The organism is Propionicicella superfundia DSM 22317 (genome assembly GCF_000423465.1).
Taxonomy (GTDB): Bacteria; Actinomycetota; Actinomycetes; order Propionibacteriales; family Propionibacteriaceae; genus Propionicicella; species Propionicicella superfundia.
In genome coordinates, this window is sequence record NZ_AUIA01000033.1 from 1 (window position 1) to 2,240 (window position 2,240).

At 55.2% G+C, this 2,240-nt stretch carries 1 protein-coding gene; it reads right to left on the reverse strand.

Annotated features, from left to right (window positions below; genetic code table 11):
* Positions 1-1,075: 1,075 nt before the first annotated feature.
* Entirely contained in the window at positions 1,076-1,771 is a 696-nt protein-coding gene (locus tag G555_RS22205; protein WP_156887445.1) for a hypothetical protein, read from the reverse strand.
* Between the last annotated feature and the right edge of the window lie 469 nt (positions 1,772-2,240).

The window sequence follows — 2,240 nt, forward strand, 5'->3', positions numbered from 1 at the left end:
TCCACCCGCCCCACCGGAGTAAACCGCCCCACAAACGGAAACATACGCACCCCCGCACCCGTCACCCACGACACGCTATGCCGCGCCTCCCAGAAACAGAGGAACAGCCCACCCACGATGCTCAACCACGACATCGCCAGTCCAACGGGCCCCGAGGAGAGAACTCCAGACCCGACCAACCAATGAGGATGAAGCTCCCCCCAATGGGAATCGCAATGACATCCGATACACTGAAGAATAATCGTGATTGACCACTGGCCCTAGCAGTGCGCATTGCCACCTCGATAATCAAGAACTCAACCTCTCCCATTAGTCAACGGAAGATCCGGCCACTCGTCAACAAGGAGAATAGCGACGATGGCTGCAACAACGAGCAGAGCCATTGCCGCAAAGGACCGGCGAACCCGAACTCAGACGGAATTTAAGTGGCTCCATCATCGATCTACGGTCCATAGACCCGTAATGAGCATGTCGATTCCTGCTAGTATCCCAGAACCAGCGAAAACCAGGACTAGAATGGAGTCGAAGTCGCCTTCAAAGATGAACGGCGTAAGCACAAATAGCAGACCGGACCCGAGAAAGAGCACGAACCAAATAAGCCCCAGCCTGCTGACATACGTGTTCCAGGCGACCTCGAAGTAGTCACAAAACAGCCACTCCAACCACCACTTTACCGATCTCTTCTCCCTAGGAGGATCAGAGTCATTACACATGCCCACTCCCCACTACCAGACGCACTTCGTCACCGCGAGCCCCGCGCGGAAGAACAGACCAACGTGCCTATGGTCGCCCCTAGACTACTAACTAAACCGCTATTCGAGACATGCGCTTACCGTCTGCCGAACCGCTTCGACCTCTTCTTGTAGTATTTGGCCGAAGAATAGTTGTATCCAGACGAGAGACTCCAACTCGTCGGCTGACTGTATCCATATTCAATGCCGGACGCGGACCAACGATTGACAGAGCGTTTCGGCCCAAAGTGCGACTCGCCGATGCGATACCTGATACTACCCTTTGTTGATCTGGTCGACCTCAGGGCGGCGCGAACAGGCTTGTAGACTGATTGCCCACTTCGTCAACCCCTCCCTTCATTACTAGCCAGCTTGGTTCGACCGATCAGATGCAGAGCAAATCTTGGAGAGAGACCCGGCCCATTCAACGATGCAAGTTCGTCACAGTCTTCCGCGTAGAGGAGCTCCAATTCACGAATAGCCGAGAATGACCGCAGATCGCTCATTCCGCGAACGCCAGTTAGATCGAGCCTAGTCACCCCTTCTATTCCCTGGAAGATGTGCCTCTCGGGCCCGCGCCTAAACACGGATATCTCAAGTGATCTCAGGCTCTCCGGCAGAATCCCGGGAAGCTTCCTGGGCGAGATCAACGAAAGTGATTTCAATACCGGAAGTTCTCGCAGGAATTCGTTCCAGGCAACATACGGGGCCTCTAGATACAGTTCCTCAAGAACGCGCCCTTCATCCATGTCGACATCAACCCCTCTATCGATAGTCAGGGACCGAAGGCGCGTGAGGCGCGACAGTACGATGCTTCCGGTCGGCGCACAGCGAGGCCACATATCCAGCTCTTCAAGGAGTTCGAAGTCATTGACGAGAGAAATGTCACGCAGCGGAGCGGTGACGATGAGCCTGCGTATCGAATCTCTGCAATGAAGCAGAGACTGGAGACTTGGCCACACACGATCACTCAAGATCTGTATGTTTTCATGTCTTAAACGCAGTCGGGTCTTAGGAGACTCCACTACTCTGTATCTCACCCCGTTAATTATACTATAGCCCACGCCAGTTCTTTCGATAGTAGGACATCAAGTGCTGCCTATTGCGACCGATGGGATTCACCTTGTTTATCGTACTCCTCTTGCCGCCGAGCCTGTTCAGCATCCGTTGCTCTGCCACTTCACGCCGAGCCTTTCCTCCGTTAATCCTATATGTACGGCAACACGACCAGCCCGACCACCGGGGACGCGGCCGGTGTCACCAGCCAGGGCTACGGATGGCTCGGCACCAAACAACGCACCACAACCACCACCGGTCTGATCCTCATGGGACAATCAGCAGATATTGGTCGTAGGCTCCAGCAGCATGTGTCTAACGGAAAATTCACACCGAAGGAGGTAAGCAGAGCGAGAGTTCGTCGAAGCTGTTCCAGCGGTCCAGGCCCGTCGCGCTGCCGGTGTCGGGGAGGGTGACGGTGGTGGCGACAGAGTCGTGCGGGTCGGCGAGGGC